Below are 25,761 nucleotides of genomic sequence, written 5' to 3' on the forward strand. Positions count from 1 at the left end.
GACGCCAACCATGTCCCAGTCATTCGATCCGATCTTGGCTCTGTGGGGTAGGTCATTGCACGCCTAGATTGCGTCCATGTCCCCATCGTCCGTCCGAGGTTCCCATGTGCATGAAAGTCTTCTTCGCCGGCGCCAGTGGCGCCATCGGCCAGCGCCTGTTGCCGCTGTTGCTGGAGCGCGGCTACGAGGTGCTGGCGATCAGTCGCTCGGCGGAGCGTGCCGCACGGCTGGAGGCTGCTGGCGCACGGGCGCTGGTGCTGGATGTGTTCGATGCGCAAGGCTTGCGCGAGGCGATGCTGGCCTTCCGGCCACGCTGGGTGATCCACCAGCTGACCGACCTGCCGGCGGGCCTGGACCCGGCGCAGATGCCGGCGGCGCAACCGCGCAATGCCCGCCTGCGCCGCGAAGGCACCGCCAACCTGGTGGCCGCCGCGAGCGCCGCCGGTGCCGAGCGCCTGGTGGCGCAGAGCATCGCCTGGGCCTACCGCCCCGGCGAGCTGCCGCTGCATGAGGAGCAACCGCTCGACCTCGACGCCGAAGGGCCGCGCGCCATCAGCGTGGGCGGTGTGGTGGCGCTGGAATCCGCCGTGCTCGGCGCCGAGCCGCTGGAGGGCATCGTGCTGCGCTACGGCCGTCTCTACGGGCCGGGAACCGGCAGCGAGCTGGCCGACCCGCGCCTGGCCGTGCACGTTGACGATGCTGCCCGCGCGGCCTTGTTGGCGCTGGAGTGGGGCGCGCGGGGGGCCTACAACATCGCCGAGCAGGACATCGAGGTCAGCTCGGCCAAGGCCCGTCACCGCCTCGGCTGGCAGCCGGGCTATCACCTGCCGGGAGTCCCGGCATGAACCTCGCCAGCGCACTCGACTCGCGCGCGGTCGTGGCCCTGCTGGCGACCCTCTCGGCTGCTGCGTTGCTCTGGCAGCCCTGGTCGCGGCCGCAGGTGCAACTGGCCGAAGGGCACGCCCAGCACTCGGCCAGCGCTCGCCCGGCGACCCAGGTGTCGCGGCTGTCCTGCGAGCCCTTGGCGGACGTGCCCGGCAAGGTGGTCACCACGCTGCGGGTGGACTTCCCGCCGGGCGGCTTCACTCCGGCGCACCGCCATCCCGGCGCGGTCACCGCCATCGTCCTTGCTGGCCAGGTGCGCTCGCAGATGCAGGGCCTGCCGGCGCAGACTTACCACGCCGGTGAAACCTGGTTCGAGCCCAGCGGCGAGCTGCACCTGTTCGCCGAGAACCCCAGCGCCAGCACCCCAGCGCAGCTGCTGGCGGTGATTGTCAGCGATGAAGGCTGCGGCCCGCTGGTCATCCCCGAACCGAACCACTGAAAGACCGCGAAAGGAGACTCGCATGACCCCGCTCACCCCGTTCGATCCAGCCCAGCTCAAGGCGACCCTGGAACGGCTCGGCCTGCCGCCGGAGCGCCCGGCGCCGACGCTGGAAAACCTCGACCGGCTGATCGTCGCGGCGCTGCACCATTTGCCCTTCGAGAACCTCGACGTGCTGCTGGGCAAGCCGATCCGGATCGAACCGGAGGCGGTGTTCGCCAAGGTCGTCGAGGGTCGGCGCGGCGGCTACTGCTTCGAGCTGAACAGCCTGTTCGCGCGCCTGCTGAGCAGCCTGGATTACCGCGTGACGCTGCTGGTGGCGCGGGTGCGCTGGGGCTTGCCGGCCGACGCGCCGCTGACCCCGCAGACGCACCTGCTGCTGCGGGTCGACCTGCCGCAGGGCGCCTGTCTGGTCGACGTCGGCTTCGGCGGCCCGGCCTCACCCCGTGCCTTGCCGTTGCGCCTGGATGAGGAACTGCCCGGAGGCTGGCGCATCAGTAGCGTGACCGACGGCGAGCTGGAGATGGCGACGCGCTCGGCCTCCGGCTGGCAGACGCTCTATCGCTTCACCCTGGAGCCGCAGCACTGGGCGGACTACGGCATGCGCAACTGGTACACCTCGACCTTCCCGCAGAGCGTGTTCCGCAACTCCCTGCGCGTGGCGTTGAGCGAGGAGGGTGCGCGCCTGTCGCTGCTCAATGGGCAGTTCAGCCGGCGCAGCGCGGACGGGGTGGTCGAACAGCGCAGTATCCGTAGCGTCGATGAGCTGTTGGGCGTGCTGCGCGAGCGTTTCCGACTGCAAGCGGAAGCGGCGGACGTACCGGCCCTGCGGCAGCGGCTGGAGCAGCTGCTGCAGCCAGCGCCGTAAATGCCTACTGGCCGGCGATGACGGCCGGCGGGGCGAGGTCCAGCGCGATGGTCAGGCGCACGGTGTTGCCGCGCAGCTCGTCGATCCGCAGGGCGCCACCGGGGCTGGCGCCAGCCCAATTGCCCGCAGCGTCGACGGCGTGGCACTGCGCGTTGTCCGGCTCGCCACCGGCGGCGATCGGCCAGCGGCAGCGGATATCGAAGATCCGCAAGCCACTCTTCGGCATACCCGCCGAGCCGCTGTCTTCTTGCCGGCGGACCGCCAGCTCGGCTACCTGAACGTGCTTCCCGGTGGCTGGCGCCGGACTGTCGGCGAGGCTGAATACCACGCGATCGAGCATCAGCTCGCAACCCTTGTCGAGCATGGCGACGGGCACCTGGAAGGTTACGCGGCGGGGCCGCTCGTTATGTCCGGCGGACTCACCGATGCGTCGCGTGGGGATGTCCGCTGTGCCGCTGCCACAGGTAGGGTTGGCCCAGGAATAGTGAGCGTCGCCATTCAGCGACACGTTGCCGGGCAGGTCGGCTTCAAGGGTGAAGTCGTTGCTCGCGCAGCCGGTCAGGGCAGCAGCCGCCAGGAGGGGAAGAAGTCGGTAGAGGGGGCGCGAAAGCATGGGGCGGTCCTGCGGCAGTCGAAACTGCGCAGAAGCATCCGCCGATCAGCAGGGCGCCTGAATCGGGCTCTTCCCGTCTACTTGTAGGAATGCGCCTCAGCCAATCATCCCGAAGCCGCGCGCCATCAGGGTCGCCAGCAGCGGCAGGATCAGCAGTGCCAGCAGCTCCACGCGGATAACCATGATCACCCGCTTCGCCTGGCCCTCGCTGGGTGTCGGCACGCGCCCGGCCTTCAGGTCGTTGCGCCAGTTGAGGAAGGTCATGGTCGGCAGGATCGACAGCAGTGCCACCAGTACGAACAGGCCGATCTTGGCGTGGAAGAGGCTGTTGTGCAGGTAGTAGTCGGCGCCCTTGGCGAACCAGACGACGCGCGCCGCGCCGGTCAGCAGCACCAGGCCGGCGCAGGCGCCGTAGGCCAGGTCGACGATGACCAGGCTGCGAGCCCGCGACAGGTCCAGCGGCAGGCGGAACAACTGGTGCTCCAGCACCAGCAGGGCGAACAGCATGAAGATCGACAGGTAGTGCAGGTACGCGGCGATGGCTTGGGCCATGAGTGGGTCCTCTGCTGGGGCCTTTTTCGGATCAGGCTCAGGCCGGCGGCGCGCTGAAACTCACCCGGTTGCGCCCGGCCTGCTTGGCACTGTAGAGCGCGCCGTCGGCGCGTTCCAGTGCTCGGTCGACATGTTCCTCGCCGGCCAGCAGGGTGCAGCCGATGCTCAGGCTGACCGGCAGAGGCCCGCCAGGAAGCTGCACCGGGTCCTGGCCGATCAGCTCGCGCACGCGCTCGGCCACGCGCTGCAACTCATCGCCATCCTTCACCTTGAGGAGGGCGACGAACTCCTCGCCACCCTGGCGCACCAGCAGGTCGTCCGGCCGCAGCGCAGCGCGCAGGCGGCGGGCGCATTCGCAGAGCACCAGGTCGCCGGCGGCGTGGCCGTGCTTGTCGTTGATCGCCTTGAAGTAGTCGAGGTCGGCGTAGAGCACGCCCAGTTGCACGTGGTTCTCCCGCGCCAGGCGGCATTCGCGGTCCTGGAAGGTGAGCAGGCCGCCACGGTTCCACAGTTGGGTCAGCGGGTCGAGCAGGGCCTTGCGCTGCTCGCGGTCCATCTCCACGCGCAGGTCGCGGTTGCTCTGGATCAGCGTGCGCAGTTGCAGGTAGCCCTCGGCAAGGGTGGCGAGGTCACGGAAGTTGGCCTGCTGCTCCTCGGTCATGATCCGTGGCCGGGGATCGACCATGCACAGTGTGCCGATGGCTTGGCCGTTACCGGCACGCAGCGGGCGCCCGGCGTAGAAGCGGATGTGGGGCGGGCCGAGCACCAGCGGGTTGTCGGCGAAGCGCTGGTCGAGGGTGGCGTCGGGCACCAGCAGGGTGTCCTCGCCGAGAATGGCATAGCCGCAGAAGGACACGTCGCGCTGCGTCTCGCTGGCGTCGAGGCCAACGCGGGCCTTGAACCATTGCCGATCCTGGTCGATCAGGCTGATCAGCACGGTATCGACCTTCACCAGGTCCTGGGTCAGTTGGACGAGGGTATCCAGGTAGTGCTCGGCCGGGGTGTCGAGCAGGTTCATCTCATCCAGGGTCTGCTGACGCAGGGATTCGTCAACGGGAATGGGACAAGCCGGCATGGCGTCTCCTCAACAGGTCAGGGGCTGGCAGGAGCCTGCCAGGCGTCTTGGCGTGTCAGCTTCCACGCGTAGCCGGCGAGGACCAGCGCGCGCAGCAACATGAAGCATAGGAAGGTTAGCCATAAACCGTGATTTCCCAAGCCCTGCAGTGCGAAACCCAGCGGCAGGGCGGCGGCGCAGGCCAGCAGCATGGCGTTGCGCATCTCGCGGGCGCGGGTGGCGCCGATGAACAGGCCGTCGAGCAGGTAGCTCCACATGCCGATCAGCGGCAGGCAGGCGAGGTAGGGCAGGTACTGGTCGGCGGTGGCGCGCACTTCCGGGATGTCGCTCTGCAGTGCGATGAACAGGTGCCCGAAGAAAGTGAAGAAGGCGACGAACAGCAGGCTGGCAATCAGCGACCAGCCGCAGGCGACCACCAGCGAGCGGCGCAGTGCGGTGCGGTCGCGGCCGCCGATGGCATGGCCGCACAGCGCCTCCACCGCGTGGGCGAGTCCGTCGAGGGCGTAGGCGGTGACCATCAGGCCGTTGAGCAGCAGTGCGTTGGCCGCCACGGTGGCGTCGCCCAGGCGCGTGCCCTGCACCGTGAGCAGGAAAAACACGCCCTGCAGCGCCAGGCTGCGGATGAAGATGTCGCGGTTGACCATCAGCAATGGCCGCCAGCTGGCCCAGGCGCGCAGACGCGACCAGTCCGGCAGGCCGGGGAAGCGCAACAGCGCGCCACGGGTCAGCGCCAGGCCGAGCAGCGCACCGCCCCATTCGGCAGTCACCGCGGCCTTCGCCGCGCCGGCTACGCCCCAGCCCAGGCCCAGCACGAACCACAGGCTGAGCACGATGTTGATGAGGTTGGTGGTCAGCAGGATCGCCAGCGGTGCACGGGCGTTCTGCGTACCGAGGAACCAGCCGACCAGCGCGTAGGTGGCCAAGGCTGCCGGCAGGCCGAACAGGCGGATGTGGAAGAACTCGCGGGCCAGCACATCCAGCTCGGGGGACGGGCGCATCAGTGCAAGCGCCGGTCCGGTCAGCGGCACCGCCAGCAGGCTGAGCAGCAGGGCCAGGCCGAGAGCCAGCAGCAGGCCCTGGCCGAGAATCCGCCGCAGCGCGCCGCCATCCTCACGCCCGGCAGCCTGGGCGGCGAAGCCGGTGGTGCCCATGCGCAGGAAGCCCAGTACGCCGACCAGCAAGGTGTAGAGGCCGCCGCCGACTGCCACGGCGCCCAACTGGTGCGCGTGCGGCAGGTGGCCGATCACCGCGCTGTCCACCAGGGTGACCAGCGGCACGGAGACGTTGGAAAGGATCATCGGCGCGGCGAGCGCCCAGACACGACGGTGGGTTGGCGAGTGCCGCCAGGCTTCGAGCAGGGAATTCATGAAGGGCTCCTGAGCTGGCGCGCAGTATAGCGAGCCGGGAGCCCCGTGCTTTCAGCCAGCCGTGATCAGGCGGTCTTCTTGCGGTAGGCGCAGTAGCCGGGGCGCGGGCCGACCTGCGGGTGGTTGCGGCAGGTGTCCGGGCGCTTGGCGTAGACGCTGCACAGGCGCGTCTTGCGGTCGAGGAAGTAGCAGTCGCCGTTGCTGGTGCGGGTCAGGGTGAAGATGCCGCTCTTCTGGTTGAAGCGCTCGACGACGCCTTCCTTGAGCAGGCGCTTGGCGATGTTCTTCGCCGGCTCGTCGCGCTCGAACTCGTCGACCACGCCGATGCGGATCAGGTCGTTGACGTTCACTTCCGCCGGCATGGTGCAGCAGGTGGCGTTGCAGTCCTTGCACAGGCCCGAGGTGTACTTCGCCCAGGTTTCCAGGCGGTCCAGTTCGGCGTTGGCAATCAGCGGTGGTTTTCTCATGGCGGCAGTTCGGTGCGGTGGCGCGAAGGCGCGCATCATAGTGGCCGGCGCGCAGAATTGCGCGGGCTTTCGCGAGCCTTGGGCGGGGAGCCGACGAACTGGAGCGCCGAGGTTCAGTGTGCGGCGAGCGCCTGCAGACCGCCGTGGTCGCTCAGGTAGTCCCGGAAGCTCGGGTAGCAGACGAGGAACCAGGGCGTGAAGCGCTCCGGGTGCGCGGCCATTTCCGCTTCCAGCTCCGGCAGGGCGATGTAGCGGAAGTCGTCGGCTTCCTGCGGATCGGGGTGCGGCGGCTGCTCGTCGATGGCGCCGAACAGGTGGCCGTACTCGTGCTCGGTCATGCCGTTGGCCAGGTCCAGGCGGTAGTTGAATTCGAACAGCTTGTGCAGCTCGACCTGTACACCCATCTCCTCGCGCAGCCGGCGCTCGGCGGCGTGCAGCGCGGATTCGTCCGGATAGGGGTGGCCGCAGCAGGTGTTGCTCCACAGCCCGCCGCAGTGGTACTTGCCCGCTGCGCGGCGTTGCAGCAGCAGTTCGCCGGCGCGGTTGAACAGGTAGACCGAGATGGCGCGGTGGCGCAGGCCCTGGTGATGGGCGGCGTGCTTCTCCATCGTGCCGGTCGGGTTGTCGTGCTCGTCGACCAGGATCACCTGGATATCGCTCATGGAAATCTCCTGCCGGTCGTCACTGTCCCAGTGTAACCGGCGGCGTTCAGCCCTTGCGGATCATCCAGATGCCGACGGCGATGGCGGCCATGCCGGCGATCTTCAGCGTGCTCACCGGTGCTTCCTTGAAGCCGGCCCAGCCGAAGTGGTCCAGCGCCAGCGCCATGCCCAGCTGGCCGGCGAGCACCAGCACCATGAACATCAGCGCACCGACGCGGGGCGCGGCGAAGGCGGCGATGAAGATGAAGAACATCCCCAGGAAGCCGCCGCACCACTGCCACCAGGGCATCCCGCGCATCGCCGCGAGGCTGGGGAATTCGCGGTTGGCCAGGGTCAGCGCGAGCAGGCCGAGCATGCCGACGAAGAAGGAAATCAGCGCGGCGGCCAGCACGCTGGATACCTGCTTGGCCAGTTGGCCGTTGATGCCGGCCTGCAGTGGCAGGCAGGCGCCGGCGATCAGCGGCAGGACGAACAACCACCAGGGTGGCGTAGGCATGGGAAACTCCGGAAATGGTCAGAAGGCAGGGCAGCGAAGGGCTGGCCTGCGGTCGATCGAGAATAGTTAGCCGCGTAGTATGCACCAGAGCGGAGCATGACTCCCGCGCCGATGGAGGCATCGATCATGGTCACCCGCGTTTCCCGCGTCCTCAGCGTGCGTATCGAGCGGCCTCGGGAGACCGCCTACGAGTTCCTCGCCGACCCGCAGAACTTCCCCTACTGGGCGTCCGGGCTGTGCAGCGCCATCGCGCCACTGGAAGGCGACCTCTGGCTGGCGCAGACGCCCCAGGGACCGCTGCGCGTGCGCTTCTCGCCGCGCAACGCGTTTGGCGTACTCGACCACGACGTACTACCCGAGCAGGCGCCAGCGATCCACATCCCGCTGCGACTGGTCGCCAATGGCGACGGCTGCGAGCTGCAACTCACCCTGCTGCGCCAGCCGCAGATGGACGACGCCACCTTCGAGCGCGATGCGCAGTGGGTGGAACGTGACCTGCAGGCAATCAAGGTGTTGCTGGAGGGGTGATCGAGTGAGTTACGCCACGGCCTGCAGGCGGGCAATCGGCGGGTGGGCCTGCTGGCTGACCTGCCAGAGGTCATAGGCCGCCTGCATTGCCAGCCAGTGACGGGCCGTGCCCAGGCCGGCCTGTTCCAGGCGCCAGGCCAGGTCAGCGCTGATAGGTGCGCGGCCGTGAAGCACCCTGGACAGGTGAGGGCGACTTACTCCGAGATGGGCCGCCAGCGCGGTGACGGAGAGGCGTAGTTCCGGCAATACATCCTCAAGGAGGATTTCGCCGGGGTGGGGCGGGTTGTGCATCGCCATGCTTTGCTCCTCCGGTCGGTGGCAATCGAGCCATCAGTGGTAATCGAGATAATCCAGAAGTTCCACGTCGCTGTCGACGAAGCGGAAGATCACTCGCCAGTTGCCTGAGACGCTGACGGACCAGTAGCCGGACAGCGAGCCCTTCAACCCGTGCAGGCGGTAACCGGGCAGGTCCATGTCCCTGGGACCGTTGGCGCTTTCCAGTGCGGCAAGGATGCGCTTGAGCCTGGGCACGTGATCGGCCCTGACTCCGCGCGGATCGCCCAGCTGATAAAGGGCACGTAGCCCCTTGTGGCGGAAGCTTCTGATCATCGCCGGACTGTAATCTAACAGATTACAGTCGCCCAAGCTGAGACGCTTGTCAGAAGGCTCTGTGCACGGGGCTCAATTGTAGGAGTGCCCCCAAGTTGGGATTCCAGCGCTGCTTCAAGCGATCGCGGATGAATCCGCTCCTACCCCCATGTTGAACCTGACGTAGGAGCGGACTTCGTCCGCGATGGGCTCCCGGCCACGCCTGAGCATCATGGATAACGTCGTTACAGCCGCGCCGCCAGCTCCGCACCCTCGCGGATCGCCCGCTTGGCGTCCAGTTCCCGCGCTACGCTGGCGCCGCCGATGACGTGGTAGCGCAGGCTCTGCGCCGCCAGCGTTGGTTGCAGTTCCAGCAGCGGCTCCTGGCCGGCGCAGATCACCACGTTGTCCACCGCCAGGCATTGCACCTGGTCGTCGATGCGCAGGTGCAGGCCGTCATCGTCGATGCGCAGGTACTCCACGCCGCCGAGCATGCGCACGCCGTGGTGCTTGAGGTGCGCGCGGTGCACCCAGCCGCTGGTCTTGCCCAGCCCGGCGCCGGGTTGGCCGACCTTGCGTTGCAGCAGCCAGAGCTGCCGGCCGGGCGCTGCGGCGACCGGCGGGATCAGTCCGCCACCCGTGGCATTGTCCAGGTCGATGCCCCACTGGCCGAGCCATTCGCCCAGCGGTTGTGGCCCGTCGCGCTCGGTCAGCAGGAAGCTGGCGACGTCGAAGCCGATGCCGCCGGCGCCGATCAGCGCGACCTTCTCGCCCACGGCTGCGCCGCGCAGCACATCGAGATAGCTGAGCACCTTGGTGTGGCCGATGCCCGCAATCGACGGCGTGCGCGGCTGGATGCCGGTGGCGACTATCACCTCGTCGTACTCGCCGCTCAGTTCGCCACGCTGGATGCGCCGGCCCAGTTGCACCTCGACGCCCAGCTCGCCCAGGCGCACGGCGAAGTAGCGCAGGGTTTCGTGGAATTCCTCCTTGCCCGGCACGCGCTTGGCCAGGTTGAACTGCCCGCCGATCTCCGCGGCGGCCTCGAACAGCGTCACCCGGTGGCCACGCTCGGCGGCGACGCAGGCAGCGGACAGCCCGGCCGGCCCTGCGCCGATCACCGCGATGCGCTTGTGCACTCGTGCCTTGCGGTAGCGCAGTTCGGTCTCGAAGGCCGCCCGCGGGTTGACCAGGCAGCTGGCGCGGCGGTTGGCGAAGGCGTGGTCGAGGCAGGCCTGGTTGCAGGCGATGCAGGTGTTGATCGACTCCGCACGGCCAGCTGCGGCCTTTTCCACGAATTGCGGATCGGCCAGCAGCGGTCGGGCCATGGACACCAGGTCGGCGTGGCCCGCGGCGAGAAGCTGCTCGGCGACTTCCGGCGTGTTGATGCGGTTGCTGGCGATCACCGGCACGCGCAGTTCGCGGCGCAGGCGCGCGGTGACTTCGGCAAAGGCCGCGCGCGGCACCGAGGTGACGATGGTCGGCACCCGCGATTCGTGCCAGCCGACGCCGGTATTGAGCAGGTCGATGCCAGCGCCTTCCAGGGCTCGCGCAACGGTGCGCACCTCGTCCCAGCTGTTGCCGCCTTCCACCAGGTCCAGCAGCGACAGGCGGTAGCTGATGACGAAGCGCTCGCCCAGCGCGCGGCGGATGCGGCGGACGATCTCCAGCGGCAGGCGCATGCGGTTGCCCAGGTCGCCGCCCCAGCGGTCTTCGCGCTGATTGGTGCGCGGGCAGAGGAACTGGTTCAGCAGGTAGCCTTCGCTGCCCATGACTTCCACACCGTCGTAGCCGGCGGCGTGGGCGAGCTTCGCGCAGCGCACGAAGGCGGCGATGGTGCGCAGGATGCCGCGCTCGGACAGCTCGCGCGGGGCGAACCAGCTGATCGGCGACTTCACCGGCGAGGCCGAGACCACCAGCGGGTGATAGCCGTAGCGCCCGGCGTGGAGAATCTGCAGCAGAATGCGCCCGCCCTCGCGGTGCACCGCCTGGGTCAGGCGCCGGTGCGCCGGCACTTGCAGTCCGCTGGTGAGGCTGCTGCCCAGCGGCAGCAGCCAGCCTTCGCGGTTCGGCGCAAAGCCGCCGGTGATGATCAGCCCGACGCCGCCGCGCGCCCGTTCACGGTAGTAGGCGGCGAGCTTGCCGAAGTCCCACAGGCGGTCTTCCAGCCCGGTGTGCATCGAGCCCATCACCACGCGGTTGCGCAGCTGGATGGCGCCCAGGTCGAGCGGGGCGAGCAGGTGAGGGTAGGGCGAGGCGGCAGACGACATGGAGGCGCTCTTGGGCAATCAGGTCCTGCCACCCTACTGGGCCGGACAGGTGCCGGTTAACGGCCCGGCTGCCGTGCCGTTCGGGCATTTCGGTCAAGCGCTTCGGTTGACAGGCTGGCCACAGGTTCCAGACTGAAACCTATGGCAGGGCCACCAGGCCCCGTTCGCAGGCTGAAGTGACGGAGGTCGTCATGAAAGCGATAAGAAGAAGACACGCGCGCCATTACCTGCTCGCTGCCCTCATCGGCGTGGCCCTGCTCGGGCTGCACGAAACCCTCCAGCCGGATCGACAGCAATCTTCCTGCCGACCCGACGGCGACAGTATCTCCTGCGCCTACCCTCCCATTGCCCATTTAGGGGTACTCGGCAGTCTGTTCTGAGTGACGGACTGACGCGCGTCAATGCGCCGCTGATCCCCCGCGTGCATGGTCTGCCCCGCTCAAAGCTGGCGCATCGCGCCCGCTTGGCTATCTTTTAAGCAGCAAGGGTCCGGCCATGCACCGGACGTACGCTGCCTGATCAGGAGACGCACGATGGATATGAACCGTCGGCAATTTTTCAAGGTCTGCGCCGTGGGCCTTGGAGGATCGAGCCTGGCGGCACTCGGGATGGCACCCCCGGATGCATTCGCCGACCAGATCCGCCATTTCAAGCTTGCGCGCACCGTCGAGACCCGCAACACCTGCCCGTACTGCTCGGTAGGTTGCGGCATCCTGCTGTACAGCCAGGGTGATGCGGCAAAGAACGTCGCGCAGAACATCATCCACATCGAGGGTGATTCCGATCACCCGGTCAACCGCGGCACGCTCTGCCCCAAAGGCGCCGGCCTGCTGGACTTCGTCCACAGCCCGAACCGCCTGAAGTACCCGCAGATTCGCGAAGCGGGCTCTTCCGAGTGGAAGCGCATCGGCTGGGACGAAGCGCTCGATCGCATCGCCAAGCTGGTGAAGGAAGACCGCGACGCCAACTTCATCGAGAAGAACGCCCAGGGCCAGACGGTGAACCGCTGGCTGACCACCGGCTTCCTGGCCGCGTCGGCGTCTTCCAACGAAGCCGGCTACATCACCCACAAGGTGGTGCGTTCCTTAGGCGTACTGGCGTTCGACAACCAAGCGCGTGTCTGACACGGCCCGACGGTGGCAAGTCTTGCCCCGACGTTTGGCCGTGGAGCCATGACCAACCATTGGACCGACATCAAGAATGCCGATCTGATTCTGATCATGGGCGGAAACGCCGCTGAAGCGCACCCGTGCGGCTTCAAGTGGGTGACCGAAGCCAAGGCGCACAACAAGGCGCGCCTGCTGGTGGTCGACCCCAGGTTCACCCGTTCCGCTTCGGTGGCCGACTACTACGCGCCCATCCGCACCGGCACGGACATCGCCTTCCTCGGCGGTCTGATCAACTACCTGCTGGAAAACGACAAGTACCAGAAGGAATACGTGCACAACTACACCGACGTCTCCTTCATCGTGAAGGAAGGCTTCGGCTTCGACGACGGCCTGTTCAACGGCTACGACGCGGAGAAGCGCACCTATCCGGACAAATCCTCCTGGCAGTACGAGCTGGGCGAGGACGGTTTCGCCAAGGTCGACCCGACCCTGACGCACCCGCGCTGCGTGTTCAACCTGATGAAGCAGCACTACAGCCGCTATACGCCGGACGTGGTGAGCAACATCTGTGGCACACCCAAGGACATGATGCTCAAGGTGTGGGAAGAGATTTCCACCACCGCGGCGCCGACCAAGGTCATGACCATCATGTACGCCCTGGGCTGGACCCAGCACTCGGTGGGCGCGCAGATGATCCGCACCGGCGCGATGGTCCAGCTGCTGCTGGGCAACATCGGCATGCCCGGCGGTGGCATGAACGCGCTGCGCGGGCACTCCAACATCCAGGGCCTGACCGACCTGGGGCTGCTGTCCAACTCGCTGCCCGGCTACCTGACCCTGGGCATGGATGCGGAGCAGGACTACAACGCCTACATCACCAAGCGCACCAGCAAACCGTTGCGCCCTGGGCAGTTGTCCTACTGGCAGAATTATCCCAAGTTCCACGTCAGCCTGATGAAGTCCTGGTTCGGCAAGGCCGCCACCAAGGACAACAACTGGTGCTACGACTGGCTGCCGAAACTCGACATGCCCGGCGCCGGCTACGACGTGCTGCGCTACTTCGACATGATGTACCAGGGCAAGGTCAACGGTTACTTCTGCCAGGGCTTCAACCCCATCGCCTCCTTCCCCAACAAGGCCAAGGTCAGCGCTGCGCTGTCCAAGCTGAAGTGGATGGTGGTGATGGACCCGCTGGCCACCGAGACCTCCGAGTTCTGGCGCAATGCCGGCGAGCACAACGACGTCGACACCCAGGCCATCCAGACCACGGTGTTCCGCCTGCCCACCAGCTGCTTCGCCGAGGAAGACGGCTCCATCGTCAACTCCGGGCGCTGGCTGCAGTGGCACTGGAAGGGCGCTGAGCCGCCGGGTGAAGCGCGTACCGACATCGCCATCATGAGCGGCCTGCTGCATCGCCTGCAGGCGGCCTATCGCAAGGATGGCGGCGCCTTCCCCGACCCGATCCTGGGGCTCGACTGGCCGTACCTGCGGCCGGACGAACCGACTCCGGAAGAGGTGGCCAAGGAGTACAACGGCAAGGCACTGGCCGATCTCGTCGACCCGAACAACGGCATGGTCCTGGCGAAAGCCGGCGAGCAGCTTCCGGCTTTCGCGCTGCTGCGCGACGACGGAAGCACCGCCAGCGGCTGCTGGATCTTTGCCGGTTCCTGGACGCAGATGGGCAACCAGATGGCCCGCCGCGACAACAGCGACCCCTACGCCATGGGCCAGACCCTCGGCTGGGCCTGGGCCTGGCCGGCCAACCGGCGCATCCTCTACAACCGTGCCTCCTCCGACGTCAGCGGCAAGCCGTGGGACCCGGTGAAGAAGCGCCTGGTGTGGTGGAACGGCAAGGCCTGGGGCGGCACCGACGTGCCCGACTACAAGGCCGATGTACCGCCGGAAGCGGGGATGAACCCGTTCATCATGAACCCCGAAGGCGTGGCGCGTTTCTTCGCCGTCGACAAGATGGCCGAGGGTCCGTTCCCCGAGCACTACGAGCCGTTCGAGACGCCGATCGGCGTCAACCCGCTGCACAAGAACCCGCAGGCGATCAGCAGCCCGGCGGCGCGGGTGTTCAAGAACGACATGGAGCTGTTCGGCACGGCGAAGGAGTTCCCCTACGCCGCCACCACCTACCGGCTCACCGAGCACTTCCACTTCTGGACCAAGCATTGCCGTCTGAATGCCATCGTCCAGCCGGAACAGTTCGTCGAGATCGGCGAGGCACTGGCGAAGGAACTCGGCATCAAGGCCGGCGACCGCGTGAAGGTTTCCTCCAACCGCGGCTTCATCAAGGCGGTGGCGGTGGTGACCAAGCGCATCCGGCCGCTACAGGTCAACGGCCAGACCGTGCACCACGTGGGCATCCCCTTGCACTGGGGCTTCTCGGGTGTGGCGCGCAACGGCTACCTGACCAACACCCTGACCCCCTTCGTGGGCGACGGGAATACGCAGACGCCGGAGTTCAAGTCCTTCCTCGTCAACGTGGAAAAGGCGTGAGGTGAAGCATGAGTAGTCAAGACATCTACGCCCGCTCCGCCACGACCTTGCCGTCCCCCTCGGTGCGGCACGAGCAGGAAGTGGCCAAGCTGATCGACGTGTCCAAGTGCATCGGCTGCAAGGCCTGCCAGGTCGCCTGCTCGGAGTGGAACGAGCTGCGCGACGAGGTGGGCCACAACCACGGCACCTACGACAACCCCATCGACCTCACGGACCAGTCCTGGACGGTCATGCGCTTCACCGAGCATGAGAACCCGGCCGGCAACCTGGAGTGGCTGATCCGCAAGGACGGCTGCATGCACTGCGAGGAACCGGGTTGCCTGAAGGCCTGCCCGAGCCCCGGCGCGATCGTGAAGTACGCCAACGGCATCGTCGACTTCAACCAGGACCACTGCATCGGCTGCGGCTACTGCATCACCGGCTGCCCGTTCAACATCCCGCGCATCTCGCAGAAGGACCACAAGGCATACAAGTGCACCCTGTGTTCCGACCGCGTGGCGGTGGGCATGGAACCGGCCTGCGTGAAGACCTGCCCGACCGGCGCCATCGTCTTCGGCACCAAGGAAGACATGAAGGAGCACGCTGCCGAGCGCATCGAAGACCTGAAGTCCCGCGGCTTCGAGAACGCCGGCCTGTATGACCCCCAAGGCGTGGGCGGCACGCACGTCATGTACGTGCTGCACCACAACGACCAGCCCTCGCTGTACGCCGGCCTGCCCGACAAGCCGGCCATCAGCCCGATGGTCAGCCTGTGGAAAGGTCTCACCAAACCGCTGGGCCTGCTGGCCATGGCGGGCGTGGTGCTGGCCGGGTTCTTCCACTACACCCGCATCGGCCCCAACCGGGTCGAAGAGGACGAGGAAGACGGGCCCGACCCGCAGGCGCCGGTGCACAAGGTCGACCCTTCGGTGCATGACTATGATCCGCGTACTCCACGCTGAGCCCACACGCCGAACTGCCCCCTCTCCCTTCAGGGAGAGGGCTGGGGAGAGGGCGCTCGCAAGCTCTCCCAGGAGCCCGACGACATGAAAAAAGATATCCAGCGTTACAACGCCAACGAACGGAGCAACCACTGGATGGTGGCCATTCTGTTCTTCCTCGCCGGCCTCTCGGGGCTGGCGCTGTTCCACCCGGCCATGTTCTGGCTGGCCAACCTGTTCGGCGGCGGGCCGTGGACGCGCGTATTGCACCCCTTCCTCGGGGTGGCGATGTTCCTGTTCTTCCTCGGCCTGGTGATCCGCTTCGCCCACCACAACCTGGTGGAAAAGCGCGACGTGCAGTGGCTCAAACAATGGAAAGACGTGGTCACCAACCGCGAGGAAAACCTCCCGGAAGTCGGCCGCTACAACGCCGGCCAGAAGCTGCTGTTCTGGACCCTGCTGCTGTGCATGCTGGTACTGCTGGTGACCGGTTTCGTGATGTGGCGTGCGTACTTCAGCCACTTCTTCGGCATCGACATCATCCGCATCGCCTCGCTGCTGCATGCCTTCGCCGCCTTCGTGCTCATCTGCAGCATTCTGGTGCACATCTACGCCGGCATCTGGGTGAAGGGCTCGATGGGCGCCATGCTCTACGGCTGGGTCAGCCGCGGCTGGGCGCGCAAGCACCATGCCGCCTGGCTGAAGGACGTGGACAAGGGCAAGGGGCACTGACGCCCGACGTAATCGCCGGCTGGCACTGACCTGCCAGCCGGCACGGACAGTCCCCTCTCCCTCCGGGAGAGGGCTAGGGTGAGGGGCTCTCAAGGCCCCGAACCTCCATCAACAAGGAGTCCTGCGTGTCAGGCCGAATTCTCGAACCCGGGCAGATTGAAGCTGCCGCCAACATCCCCCCGCTGTTCAACCTGCCGTCCCCCGATCTGTTCTCCCGCCGCGCCGCGCGCCTGCGTGAACTGGCACCGGGCAATCCCCTGCAGGGCTACCTCGAACTGATCGCTGGCGTCTGCGAAACACAGCAGTCGCTGCTCGACCAAAAGCTGTTCCTGCCCACGCCGGACGCCGCCGCGCTGGCCCGCAGCCGCGAGCACCACATTCCGCCGCTAGCCTACGAAATGCTGGTGCGCGAAGGCGCGTGGCTGCCGTTGCTGGATGCCTTCCTCGACGCTTATGAACTCACCGCCAATCCCGCCGTGGTCGAAGCGCTGAAGTCCCTGCGCAGCGCCGATTCCGGCCAGCGCAAGGCCTGGGCGCTGGGCCTGCTCAACGGCCAGTTCGATCTGCTGCCGCCGGCGCTGGTGCCCTTCCTCGGCGCCGTGCTGCAGGTCGCCTTCAGCCAGTGGCTGCTGCAACTGCCCGCCGACACCCTGGCAGAAACCGGCAGCCAGACTCTCTGCCCGGCCTGCGGCGCGCCGCCGGTGGCGGGGATGATCCGCAGCCAGGGCAAGCACGCCGGGCTGCGTTACCTGTCCTGCTCGCTGTGCTCCTGCGAATGGCACTACGTGCGCGTGAAGTGCAGCCACTGTGCCGAGAGCAAGGGCCTGGCCTACTACTCGCTGCAGCACGAGGGCGTGGCCAGCGACCAGGCGCCGCTCAAGGCCGAGACCTGCCCCGGCTGCCAGTCCTACCTCAAGCAGTTCTACCAGCAGCACGACAAGCACGCCGAGGCCCAGGCGGACGACCTGGCCAGCCTCGCGCTGGACATCCGCCTCGCCGAGGACGGCTACCTGCGCACCGCACCGAACCTCCTGCTCGCACCCGGTGGCGGCGGCTAGACCCGCCCTTCGTAGGGCGGATAACGCGGCACGCGTTATCCGCCGTTGGCTTCGCGCCGATGCAGCCGGCGGATAACCGCAAGCGGTTATGCACCCTACGAACGCAGCACTTCCGCTGCCACCCTGGTCTCCTACACTGACTCCAGCCATCGCCTCCAGCACACTGTTCCCAGCAGAAGGTTCGTCCATGACCTCGGTACGCCTGCCCTCCATCGACCGCCTGCTGCGCAGCCCGGCCTGCCAGCCGCTGCAGCAACGCTATGGCCGCGAGGCCCTGCTCAAGACCCTGCGCGACCTGCTCGACGAACTGCGCGATCCCGCGCGCCACGGCCAACTGGCCGCTATCGAGCTGGAAGAGTCCGTGTTGGCCGGCCGCGCGGGCGAGCGCCTCGCCGCGCACCACGCCAGCCGTGTGCGCCGGGTGTTCAACCTCACCGGCACCGTGCTGCACACCAACCTCGGCCGCGCCTTGCTGCCCGAGGAAGCCATCGAAGCGATCACACTGGCCGCGCGCTACCCGCTCAACCTCGAATTCGACCTCGCCACCGGCAAGCGTGGCGACCGCGACGACCTCATCACCGGGCTGATCCGCGAGCTGACCGGCGCCGAGGCCGTCACCGTGGTCAACAACAACGCCGCCGCGGTGCTGCTGGCACTCAACAGCCTGGGCGCGCGCAAGGAAGGCATCATTTCCCGCGGCGAGCTGATCGAGATCGGTGGCGCCTTCCGCATCCCCGACATCATGTCCCGCGCCGGCGTGAAACTGGTCGAGGTCGGCACCACCAACCGCACCCACGCCAAGGATTACGAAGCCGTCATCGGCCCGCGCTCCGGCCTGCTGATGCGCGTGCACACCAGCAACTACAGCGTGCAGGGCTTCACCGCCAGCGTCGCCACCCCGCAGCTGGCGCAGATCGCCCACGCCCACGGCCTGCCGCTGCTGGAAGACCTGGGCAGCGGCACCCTGGTCGACCTCACCCGCTGGGGCTTGCCCAAGGAACCAACGGTGCAGGAAGCCCTGCGCGACGGCGCCGACATCGTCACCTTCAGCGGCGACAAGCTGCTCGGCGGCCCGCAGGCCGGGCTGATTCTTGGCAGCAAGGAACTGATTGGGCGGATCAAGAAGAACCCGCTGAAGCGCGCCCTGCGCGTGGACAAGCTCACCCTCGCCGCGCTGGAAGCCGTGCTCAACCTCTACCGCGACCCCGACCGCCTCGCCGAACGTCTCACCAGCCTGCGCCTGCTCAGCCGCCCGCAGGCCGATATCCGCGTCCAGGCCCATCGCCTCGCTCCCGCTCTCGCAACGCTGCTGGGCGAGAGCTGGAACGTTAGCGCCGTGGACGCCCTGGGCATGATCGGCAGCGGCGCCCAGCCGGTTGCGCGCCTGCCCAGCGCCGCGTTGTGCCTGCGCCCGAACCAGCCGAAACGCCAGCGTGGCCGCGCGCTGCTGGCCCTGGAAGAACGCCTGCGCTGCTTGCCGATCCCGGTGCTCGGTCGCATCGACGACGACGCGCTCTGGCTTGACCTGCGCCAACTCGACGACGAACCCGGCTTCGTCGCGCAACTGCCGCTGCTGGCCGAGGGCGACGCGTGATAGTCGGAACCGCCGGCCACATCGACCACGGCAAGACTTCGCTGCTGCGTGCCCTCACCGGCATAGAAGGCGACCGCCGTCCGGCCGAGCGCGAGCGCGGCATCACCATCGACCTCGGCTACGTCTATGCCGACCTTGGCGACGGCGCGCTCACCGGCTTCATCGACGTGCCGGGCCACGAACGCTTCGTCCACAACATGCTCGCCGGCGCCAGCGGCATCGACCTGGTGCTGCTGGTCGTGGCCGCTGATGACGGCGTGATGCCGCAGACCCGCGAGCACCTTGCCATCGTCCAGTTGCTCGGCATCCGCCGCGCCATCGTGGCGCTGACCAAGGCCGATCGCGTTTCGAGCGAGCGGGTAGAACAGGCCAGCGCTGAAGTGCGTGAACTGCTGGCCGACGGTCCGTTCGCCGATGCTCCGATCTTCCCGGTGTCCAGCGTCAGCGGCGCGGGAATCGATGCGTTGCGTGAAGCACTCACCGTCGCGGCTGGCGAAACCCGCGAGCGGGCTGCCAATGGTGGCTTCCGCTTGGCGATTGACCGCGCCTTCAGCGTCAGCGGAACGGGCGTCGTCGTCACCGGAACGGCCTTTGCCGGCACGGTGAACGTCGGTGACGAATTGCTGCTCGGCAACGCTGGCCGCCGCGTTCGCGTGCGCGGCCTGCACGCACAGAACCGCGAGGCGCAGCAGGCCCACGCCGGCCAGCGCGTGGCGCTGAACATCGCCGGCGAACGTCTCAATCTCGACCAGATTCACCGGGGCGACTGGCTGATCGCGGCCGAACTCCATGCGCCCACCACGCGCATCGATATCGACCTGAACCTACTGCCCGGCGAAACCCGCGCCTTCGCCCACTGGACGCCAGTGCATGTGCACCTCGGCGCGCAGGACGTCACCGGTCGCGTCGCCCTGCTCGAAGGCGAACGCCTGCAACCCGGCGAGCGCGCCTTCGCGCAGCTGGTGCTGAATGCACCCAGCCACGCCGTGCATGGCGACCACCTGGTGCTACGCGACCAGTCCGCGCAACGCACCCTCGGCGGCGGCCGCGTGCTCGATCCCTTCGCACCCGCGCGCAACCGGCGCAGCCCGGAGCGCCTGGAGCAACTGCGTGCCCTGCAGGGCGAAGGCCTGGAAAGCGCCTTGCCAACCCTGCTCGCCCACGCCAGCAATGGCCTTGATCCCGCACTGCTGGCGCGGCAGTTCAACCGCCCCCGCGAGGGCTGGCAACTGCCCGCAGAGCTGGTCGAGATCAGCACGCGCCTGGGCCCGCGACTGTTTGCGGCGGAGCGCTGGACGGCGCTACAGGAACAGTTGCTGGCCGAGCTGCAATCCTTCCACGAGGAAGCGCCCGACGAGCTCGGCCCCGACCGCGACCGCCTGCGCCGCTACGCCCTGCCGCAGCTGGAGCGGCCAATCTTCATCGCCCTGCTGGAAACCCTGCTGGCAGACCATCGCATCGACAGCAGCGGCCCCTGGCTGCATTTGCCGGACCACCGCGTGCAACTGGGCGAAGCCGATGAAAAGCTGCGCGAGCGCCTCTGGCCACTGCTCCTGGCGGGCGCCTTCGATCCACCCTGGGTGCGCGACCTCGCCCGCGAACTGGGCGCGGAAGAAGGCGACGTGCGCCTGCTGGTGCGCAAACTCGCCCGCCTCGGGCAACTGCACCAGGTGGTGAAGGACCTGTTCTACCCCGAGGCCACCCTGCGCCAACTCGCCCGCCACGCACTGAGCCTGCGCGACGAAGCCGGCATCATCCGCGCCGCCGCCTTCCGCGACCGCATCGGCATCGGCCGCAAGCGCTGCATCCAGCTGCTGGAGTACTTCGACCGCATCGGCTTCACCCGGCGCTTCGGCAACGAGCGGCGGATCCGGGAAGATTCGGCGTTGGCGCTGGCGCCCCCGGAAGAAGCTTCCTGACACTCGGTCGGAAGCGGATTTCGCGGCACAGAGGGAATCGCCTACAGTAGATTGGGTGTATACGAGGTATATACCTTTTCATTACCAGGTGATTCCCCATGAGCAAAGAAGCCGTATTCACCATGAAGCTCGAAGCGGAATTGCGCGCCGAATTCATGGCCGCTGCCGAGTCGGCGCACCGCCCGGCTTCCCAGGTCATGCGCGAGCTGATGCGCGAGTTCATCCGCCAGCAGCGCCAGACGCAGGACTACGACGAGTATCTGCAGGCCAAGGTCGAGGCGGCGCGGACCTCGATGGCAGCCGGGGACGGGCAGCCTGACGAAGAAGTTGAGGCGACTTTTGCGGCGCTCCGCTCAAGGGCGACCGAGCGTAGATGAAGGTCTTCTGGACGCGAGAAGCCCGGCAGGATCGTTTCGATATCTGGGAATATCTCGCTTCCGAAAACCTCGACGCCGCCGTGCGGATGGACTCTCTGTTCAGCGCGGCTGCCGCCAAGCTCAGACAGTTCCCGTTGATGGGTAAGCCCGGACGAGTCGCGGGAACCCGCGAATTGATTCCCCATGAAAGCTACCGGATCGTCTATCAGGTCGAAGCAGATGTCCTGTGGATTCTTGCGCTGGTGCATACCGCCAGGTTGTGGCCGCCGTTGCCGGAAGGCTGAAACCTGAAGGCAGGCCCTGCCGCAAATCGCCGCACTGTGGCACCTTCTGCACGCCGGTGAGTCAGAAGGGGCGACCGCCATCATCGGCCGCCGGATGCCTCTGGTGGGTGAGCCCGGTCGTCATCCCAGGGAGTCGGGCATGCGCTTCGTCGCTGTGCTGTTGTTGAGTTCAATTTCCGCCATCGCCCAGGCCGCCACGCTGAACAAGTGTGACGACGGCCAGGGTCATATCACCTTCACCCAGCAGGCCTGCGCCGACGGTACCGGCGGCCAGCAGATCAAGGTGGTGCCGACCTCCGAGGGCATGCTGCTCGGGCCTGCGCCCGTGGCCGAGCCTGCTCCCGAGTACGACACTGCCCAGCCACCAATTGCCGGGTCTGCAAAGGGTTCCGCAGCGCGAGCGCCATCGGCGAATGGCTACTCGGTGGTCGGCGCTGATCCCGCATCGTCCTGCGGCCCGTTCACCGAGAAGGACATCCGTGCCGCTCAGGTTCGCAAGCAGGTGCTGGCCGGCATGCAGGCCTCGGATGTGGAGGGCGCCTGGGGCAGCCCCAGCCGCAAGGGCGGTCGCGAGTGGGTGTACCAGATCGACGACTGCATGGCGTGGTTCGTCGAGATCGACGCCAACGGCTGCGTCACCGGCACCAGCAAGCGCGACAGCCCGGTCGGGCTGCGCTGCGACGACCGGATGTTCAAGCAGCGCCTGGAGAGCGAGCGGCAGAAGGGCAGTGAGTCGGCCAGTCCATCCGCACCCACCTCTCAGGGCCTGCGCTGACGCCGCCCGCTAGCGCGGCAGCACCTGGTCGACCCGCTGCACCAGATAGCCGTAGAACGGGTTGGAGGTCACGCGCTGGAACAGGTCCAGCCCGACGATCAGTACGCCGCGTTCGCCACGGGGAGTGAGGGTGCCCAGGTGGATGCCGTAGTTCTCCCGCGTATCGGGGTGCTGGCCGTAGAGCGCGTCGTCGGGCGGGAAGGGCAGGGCCACGTGGGACAGCGAGAAAAGGTCCGCCGGGTAGCTCGTTGGCAAAGGCTGGCTGTCCTGCTGCAGGCTGTGCGCCGGCGTATGCAGTGCGGCCACCTGGCTGGATTGCGCGCTGTTCGAGACCACCGTCAGGCCATAGCTGCGCTCGCGCTCGGGCAGCAGGCGCGCGCCGAGCTGGGCCATGTCCGGCCGCAGCAGCGGGCCATAGTTCAACGAACGGTTGAGGTCGAACAGCACCAGCTCGCTGCCGTTGTCCGGCAACCGGTCGTAAAGATTGCTGATCACCGCCGGCGTGCTCACCGTGCTGTCGGCCAGGGACTGGAAGGTGAGGATTGGCGGCAGGCGCGCGAGGCTGCCGCTGCGATTGCCAGCCTCCAGGCCCTTCTGCACCGCGTCGGTCAGCTCCACCGTCTGCCGCGCAGCGGCCACCGGGAAGGAGTTGTACTTGAACGGGTTGAACTCCGGCAGCACGTTGAGCCACGCCGCCTTGGCGAAGGCCGGCAGCAGTGCCGGCAATCCCGCCAGCCCGGCGAACTGCGCGTAGCGGGTCACGCCGATCATCGGCGAGATCAGCACCAGTTGCTGCGGCATGGGCAGGCTCGCATCGTCCAGCGCATCCAGGCTGTACTTCATCGCCAGCGCGCCGCCGTTGGAGAAGCCTACCATCAGCAGTGGTGCGCCCTTGGGCAACTGCTTGCCGGCTTCGCGCACGGCCAGTCGGGTGGCGGCCATCCAGTCTTCCCAGTCCGCACTCGTCAGCCCGGCCGGCACCGTGCCGTGGCCCGGCATGCGGATGGCGATCACCACGAAGCCCTGCTGACGCAGGTGCTCGCCCAGGTGGCGCAGGCTGTAGGGCGAATCGGTCAGCCCGTGCAGCAGCACCGCTGCACCGCGCACCGCGCCGTCGGGGCGCATTTCGTAGGAACGGTTCCAGTCGGTGGCGAAGTGGCCGGGGTAGACCTGGCTCTGGTCGAAGTAGCGGTTGTAGGCCACGCGCTCGAAGGGCTGCAGGCTGCCGGCCATTTCCTTGCGCATGGCCTGCATCAGCTTGTCTTCGGCGGCGAGGTAACCGGCCCAGTCAGTGCGGTCGATGGCATCGCTGTGCAGATCATCCGGCACCCAGGTGTGCCACGGCTCCAGCGGCGGAATATCGCGCAGCGCCGCCACCCGCAGCCCCAGGGCCAGCACCGCGATGGCGAGGACGATGATCACCAGCCAGAGCAGTGCCCTGGTGAGTCTTGCATTGAGCATGGGATTCCCTTGTTGGCGTGCAGGACAAGCATAGAGCCCCTGGCGCTACAAAGTCCGTTCACGGGTCAAAGGGCCGAAACCGCCTCGAAGTAGTCAGGGTTGCCGATGCCCACCTGAGCCCAGACCGGACGTGTCTCGTTGCCCTGGCGGTCGTACTGCTCGTCCGCATCCCATAGCGTGATGATCTGCCCCGGAAACAGGTACTCGCTGTCATTGAACTCGTGCGCGCCGGAGTCGTCTGCCGAAGCGATCAGCGAGAACAGCTCGCCGGCCGCCAGCGCAAACACATCGACGCCCTGGTAGCGCACGAGGTACTGCTCGCTTTGAGACAGGCCGATGAACCAGATGAACCCCTGCTCGTCGCACTCGGTCTGGATCGCGGCCTGACAGAAGTAATCCGTCGGCCCGTTGGATGACTCAAGTGGAAAACTGATGGTGGCCAGCGCATCCCGCGCCATGGCTCGCGTGTCGCCGAGACAGGCCGGGCCGATGCCCTGATGTGGGGAAATATCGAGTATTGGTGGAGTGGGCTTCATGCCTTGGAACTCCCTGTGTACCGTTAGCGAGGTTAGAGCATGTGCAGCCAGCTCGTCGCTTTCTGGCCAATAAATGACCTATTGATGTTGATTGGCCGGAGTGTCATGGCTGGGCCGCGCGGGATTTATGGAGCGAACCAGCGCCGACTGCGATACATGGAAAATAAATCTGTCCCCTTTTCGCTTCCATGTGCAGCAGACCATGAGGCAGGTTGAGCAAAACTCCATAGGTGTCCAAGCAGAAATGCAGCAGCGAATGATGGCCGAGAAAGAGGCCAGGGAATATCGGCACGCTGAGCAACTCACCCAAGCAAGGGCAGAACAAGCCTGAGCGGAACAGGAAATGCGCTTCAGATCATCCAAGTGCCAGTTCTGGTGGCAGCAGCATGATCAAAATCCCTCGGAGCGAACGGCCCAGAAAAGGGCTGAAGCGTGCGGCGATTGATGCAGACTCCCGTTCGTTCGCAGGGATGAGTCAGAGAGCGTAGGAAATAATTTCATCCCTTTTTTATTCGAGCTCAAACGAGAGAGGTTCAAAAATTTAAATATCATGCCTTTCAGAAAAGTTAGAATGGAATGATGCTGCTAAATGAGAACTCTCCTTTGTATTTATATATTTTACGCAAACTATCGCTCCCAATTTTCAGGGCCTCTTTGTCACCATTCAAGAACTCAACAATATCGTCATCTTCGCTGACTTCGATAAGAGCGCTATCATTAGTGGCCCAAGCATCTATATCATCCGAGCTTATTCTCTTTCGGCGATTTGCAAAAAGAAATTTGTTGATTTTTGGGAGGAACTCAGCCTTGAAGTCACTAAGCAGCAATTTTCTCTTTCCGCTATTTCTTAGAGCATCCTTGTAAAACTCATCACACTGTTCTCCAAATATAGTGCAGTTTGTCTCGTGAAGCTTTGAGTATGAACTAATTTTTTCCTCTAAAGCCGCCTCGGTTACAAATCTGATTCTAGTAGAGGTTTGCTCTCCATTTAGTATGTACTTTGATAAGTAAATCTCTGAGCTCAGCTCATTCGCCTTAGGCTCATTTTCATCTGAAAAGTGAAGCTTGATTAGCTTGCCAGACAGTGCGGATATTAAGTTAAACTGATAAACAACATTTTTTCTTTCCCTCTTTGCCACTGATCGCAACTCGTATGCCTGTGCCTTCATTAAAGAGTTTATCGATGAAAAAATTGCTTTGTCATTCTGTGGCGAACCATTCGATAATTGCATTTCCTGAAATGCAAATATTTCCGCAGATGGAAGATCTGAAAGATCATTTCCCAGTTCAGTCACCCTGGTGGAGTATATCTCCGGCCAACTGGCTTGCGCAGTTTGATACCCCACCCCTTTATGGCTGCTATAGCCATGGTACGGAAACCAATCAGTGTTGGGGTCACGCTCATTTAGGTCTCTTGCAAGAAGAGCCCAAGCTCGGTCTTCTGACTTCTTGCAGCTAATTACCAAAGCAGTATAAACCGAGAAGTCTTCCAGCTTAGAACGCTTATAAGCAAGAATGTCGATCTCTCTAACAGTGCCTTCAATATCATCCACGTAGTATCTGTTGCTTATTATATTCCAGCCGCTCTCTCTTAATAGGTTTGTGACTCGAAACTCAAATTCAAATCCAGTTTTCTTTATACCGTCCTCGAACTTCTTCAAGCTCATAATGCCGTCTCCATTGG

The 25,761-nt window shown here is 65.8% G+C and carries 27 protein-coding genes; 14 read left to right on the forward strand and 13 right to left on the reverse strand.

The features are described from left to right. Positions 1 to 104 precede the first annotated feature (104 nt). Genes QO207_RS04445 through QO207_RS04455 form a run of 3 tightly spaced genes read left to right on the forward strand, consistent with a single transcriptional unit; the run spans position 105 to position 2,192 of the window. Positions 105 to 845, forward strand: a complete 741-nt coding sequence (locus tag QO207_RS04445) for an NAD(P)-dependent oxidoreductase (protein ID WP_301531361.1) — start codon at positions 105 to 107, stop codon at positions 843 to 845. Further along, a complete protein-coding gene (locus QO207_RS04450) occupies positions 842 to 1,324 on the forward strand; it encodes a cupin domain-containing protein (protein ID WP_301531362.1) in 483 nt (160 codons plus the stop codon). Before QO207_RS04445 ends, QO207_RS04450 begins: the two co-directional genes overlap by 4 nt. 22 nt (positions 1,325 to 1,346) lie before the next feature. Continuing rightward, entirely contained in the window at positions 1,347 to 2,192 is an 846-nt protein-coding gene (locus QO207_RS04455) for an arylamine N-acetyltransferase (protein WP_301531363.1), read from the forward strand. Positions 2,193 to 2,196: 4 nt separating this feature from the next. Here the strand turns inward: QO207_RS04455 and QO207_RS04460 are convergent, their stop codons facing one another. From QO207_RS04460 to QO207_RS04490, 7 genes are all read right to left on the reverse strand, one after another. After that, a complete protein-coding gene (locus QO207_RS04460; protein ID WP_301531364.1) occupies positions 2,197 to 2,805 on the reverse strand; it encodes a hypothetical protein in 609 nt (202 codons plus the stop codon). A 96-nt stretch (positions 2,806 to 2,901) separates the two neighbouring features. Then, positions 2,902 to 3,357 carry a DUF2214 family protein gene (locus QO207_RS04465; protein ID WP_301531365.1) on the reverse strand — a complete coding sequence of 152 codons (456 nt, stop codon included), beginning with the start codon at positions 3,355 to 3,357 and terminating at the stop codon, positions 2,902 to 2,904. Positions 3,358 to 3,394: 37 nt separating this feature from the next. After that, positions 3,395 to 4,432, reverse strand: coding sequence for a sensor domain-containing diguanylate cyclase (locus tag QO207_RS04470; protein ID WP_301531366.1), 1,038 nt, complete (start codon positions 4,430 to 4,432; stop codon positions 3,395 to 3,397). A 17-nt stretch (positions 4,433 to 4,449) separates the two neighbouring features. Then, complete coding sequence (locus QO207_RS04475) at positions 4,450 to 5,799, reverse strand: MATE family efflux transporter (RefSeq protein ID WP_301531367.1); 1,350 nt, start codon at positions 5,797 to 5,799, stop codon at positions 4,450 to 4,452. A gap of 65 nt (positions 5,800 to 5,864) precedes the next feature. Further along, a complete protein-coding gene (locus tag QO207_RS04480; protein WP_081515642.1) occupies positions 5,865 to 6,266 on the reverse strand; it encodes a YkgJ family cysteine cluster protein in 402 nt (133 codons plus the stop codon). Between the two features lie 113 nt (positions 6,267 to 6,379). Continuing rightward, entirely contained in the window at positions 6,380 to 6,928 is a 549-nt protein-coding gene (gene idi / locus QO207_RS04485) for an isopentenyl-diphosphate Delta-isomerase (RefSeq protein ID WP_301531368.1), read from the reverse strand. A 46-nt stretch (positions 6,929 to 6,974) separates the two neighbouring features. Then, on the reverse strand, positions 6,975 to 7,424 hold the full coding sequence (locus QO207_RS04490; RefSeq protein WP_081515646.1) for a DMT family transporter: 450 nt from the start codon (positions 7,422 to 7,424) through the stop codon (positions 6,975 to 6,977). A gap of 96 nt (positions 7,425 to 7,520) precedes the next feature. Between QO207_RS04490 and QO207_RS04495 the strand changes: the two genes are divergently transcribed. After that, entirely contained in the window at positions 7,521 to 7,952 is a 432-nt protein-coding gene (locus QO207_RS04495) for an SRPBCC family protein (protein ID WP_301531369.1), read from the forward strand. A 9-nt stretch (positions 7,953 to 7,961) separates the two neighbouring features. Here QO207_RS04495 and QO207_RS04500 read toward each other — a convergent pair whose 3' ends face one another. The 3 genes from QO207_RS04500 to QO207_RS04510 all read right to left on the reverse strand — a co-directional run bounded on the left by QO207_RS04500 (position 7,962) and on the right by QO207_RS04510 (position 10,810). After that, the gene (locus tag QO207_RS04500; RefSeq protein ID WP_301531370.1) at positions 7,962 to 8,249 is read right to left on the reverse strand and encodes a HigA family addiction module antitoxin; all 288 of its coding nucleotides are present in this window, start codon (positions 8,247 to 8,249) and stop codon (positions 7,962 to 7,964) included. 33 nt (positions 8,250 to 8,282) lie between these two features. Beyond that, the gene (locus QO207_RS04505; RefSeq protein WP_301531371.1) at positions 8,283 to 8,561 is read right to left on the reverse strand and encodes a type II toxin-antitoxin system RelE/ParE family toxin; all 279 of its coding nucleotides are present in this window, start codon (positions 8,559 to 8,561) and stop codon (positions 8,283 to 8,285) included. A 224-nt stretch (positions 8,562 to 8,785) separates the two neighbouring features. After that, positions 8,786 to 10,810, reverse strand: a complete 2,025-nt coding sequence (locus tag QO207_RS04510; RefSeq protein ID WP_301531372.1) for an NADPH-dependent 2,4-dienoyl-CoA reductase — start codon at positions 10,808 to 10,810, stop codon at positions 8,786 to 8,788. 191 nt (positions 10,811 to 11,001) lie between these two features. Between QO207_RS04510 and QO207_RS04515 the strand changes: the two genes are divergently transcribed. The 10 genes from QO207_RS04515 to QO207_RS04560 all read left to right on the forward strand — a co-directional run bounded on the left by QO207_RS04515 (position 11,002) and on the right by QO207_RS04560 (position 22,080). After that, the gene (locus tag QO207_RS04515; RefSeq protein ID WP_301531373.1) at positions 11,002 to 11,190 is read left to right on the forward strand and encodes a hypothetical protein; all 189 of its coding nucleotides are present in this window, start codon (positions 11,002 to 11,004) and stop codon (positions 11,188 to 11,190) included. Positions 11,191 to 11,343: 153 nt separating this feature from the next. Further along, positions 11,344 to 14,421, forward strand: coding sequence for a formate dehydrogenase-N subunit alpha (gene fdnG / locus QO207_RS04520; protein ID WP_301531374.1), 3,078 nt, complete (start codon positions 11,344 to 11,346; stop codon positions 14,419 to 14,421). Between the two features lie 8 nt (positions 14,422 to 14,429). Then, positions 14,430 to 15,362, forward strand: a complete 933-nt coding sequence (gene fdxH, locus QO207_RS04525) for a formate dehydrogenase subunit beta (RefSeq protein WP_192434313.1) — start codon at positions 14,430 to 14,432, stop codon at positions 15,360 to 15,362. Positions 15,363 to 15,446: 84 nt separating this feature from the next. Then, the gene (locus tag QO207_RS04530; protein ID WP_301531375.1) at positions 15,447 to 16,073 is read left to right on the forward strand and encodes a formate dehydrogenase subunit gamma; all 627 of its coding nucleotides are present in this window, start codon (positions 15,447 to 15,449) and stop codon (positions 16,071 to 16,073) included. A 125-nt stretch (positions 16,074 to 16,198) separates the two neighbouring features. Continuing rightward, positions 16,199 to 17,131 carry a formate dehydrogenase accessory protein FdhE gene (gene fdhE, locus QO207_RS04535; protein WP_301531376.1) on the forward strand — a complete coding sequence of 311 codons (933 nt, stop codon included), beginning with the start codon at positions 16,199 to 16,201 and terminating at the stop codon, positions 17,129 to 17,131. Positions 17,132 to 17,318: 187 nt separating this feature from the next. Further along, entirely contained in the window at positions 17,319 to 18,725 is a 1,407-nt protein-coding gene (gene selA / locus QO207_RS04540) for an L-seryl-tRNA(Sec) selenium transferase (protein ID WP_301531377.1), read from the forward strand. Next, positions 18,722 to 20,644: a selenocysteine-specific translation elongation factor gene (selB, locus tag QO207_RS04545; RefSeq protein ID WP_301531378.1), complete on the forward strand. Its 1,923-nt coding sequence runs from the start codon at positions 18,722 to 18,724 to the stop codon at positions 20,642 to 20,644. Before selA ends, selB begins: the two co-directional genes overlap by 4 nt. A gap of 98 nt (positions 20,645 to 20,742) precedes the next feature. Then, a complete protein-coding gene (locus QO207_RS04550) occupies positions 20,743 to 21,021 on the forward strand; it encodes an antitoxin of toxin-antitoxin stability system (protein WP_301531379.1) in 279 nt (92 codons plus the stop codon). Beyond that, positions 21,018 to 21,305: a type II toxin-antitoxin system RelE/ParE family toxin gene (locus tag QO207_RS04555; protein ID WP_301531380.1), complete on the forward strand. Its 288-nt coding sequence runs from the start codon at positions 21,018 to 21,020 to the stop codon at positions 21,303 to 21,305. Before QO207_RS04550 ends, QO207_RS04555 begins: the two co-directional genes overlap by 4 nt. A 139-nt stretch (positions 21,306 to 21,444) precedes the next feature. Further along, the gene (locus QO207_RS04560) at positions 21,445 to 22,080 is read left to right on the forward strand and encodes a DUF4124 domain-containing protein (protein WP_301531381.1); all 636 of its coding nucleotides are present in this window, start codon (positions 21,445 to 21,447) and stop codon (positions 22,078 to 22,080) included. A gap of 9 nt (positions 22,081 to 22,089) precedes the next feature. Here QO207_RS04560 and QO207_RS04565 read toward each other — a convergent pair whose 3' ends face one another. The 3 genes from QO207_RS04565 to QO207_RS04575 form a co-directional block, all read right to left on the reverse strand. Then, the gene (locus QO207_RS04565; protein WP_301531382.1) at positions 22,090 to 23,541 is read right to left on the reverse strand and encodes a carboxylesterase; all 1,452 of its coding nucleotides are present in this window, start codon (positions 23,539 to 23,541) and stop codon (positions 22,090 to 22,092) included. Between the two features lie 65 nt (positions 23,542 to 23,606). Beyond that, positions 23,607 to 24,077: a hypothetical protein gene (locus QO207_RS04570; protein WP_301531383.1), complete on the reverse strand. Its 471-nt coding sequence runs from the start codon at positions 24,075 to 24,077 to the stop codon at positions 23,607 to 23,609. 566 nt (positions 24,078 to 24,643) lie between these two features. Next, a complete protein-coding gene (locus QO207_RS04575) occupies positions 24,644 to 25,744 on the reverse strand; it encodes a hypothetical protein (RefSeq protein ID WP_301531384.1) in 1,101 nt (366 codons plus the stop codon). Between the last annotated feature and the right edge of the window lie 17 nt (positions 25,745 to 25,761).

This window comes from Pseudomonas sp. CAN1 (genome assembly GCF_030462585.1).
Lineage (GTDB): Bacteria > Pseudomonadota > Gammaproteobacteria > Pseudomonadales > Pseudomonadaceae > Pseudomonas.